Here is a 385-nt window from a genome sequence, read left to right on the forward strand (position 1 = left end):
GCTCAAGAATGTGTTCGGCTTGGCTCATGCGGGCAGAGTTTAATAAACGCACTACTTTTTCACAAGTAATGCGCTTTTCAATCAGACATCGAGAGACCCAGGAGTCGCATTCAGCGCCACGCCCCGTTTTACGCGCGGGTCGATACGCACATCCGCCCGCCGCAACCCGGCCCGCTAATCCTTCCACTCGACCTGCGCCCCCAGGCTGCGCAGGTTCTCCACGAACCGCGGATGGGCCCGCCGGATCGGCCCGGCGTGGCAGATCTCCGAGCGGCCGGGAATGCTGGCCGCCACCATGAAGAGCGCGATCGCCACGCGGATGATGTAGGGGCTTTCGACCACCGCGGGCGTGAGCGCCTGGCCGCCGAAGGTCACGATGCGGTGC

1 protein-coding gene is annotated in these 385 nt (G+C 63.9%); it reads right to left on the minus strand.

Features of this window, described 5'->3' with window-relative positions:
• Positions 1-174: 174 nt before the first annotated feature.
• A partial coding sequence (locus tag FJV41_RS57720; protein ID WP_220138086.1) for a hypothetical protein occupies positions 175-385 on the minus strand: 211 nt, incomplete at its 5' end.

The organism is Myxococcus llanfairpwllgwyngyllgogerychwyrndrobwllllantysiliogogogochensis (assembly GCF_006636215.1).
Lineage (GTDB): Bacteria > Myxococcota > Myxococcia > Myxococcales > Myxococcaceae > Myxococcus > Myxococcus llanfairpwllgwyngyllgogerychwyrndrobwllllantysiliogogogochensis.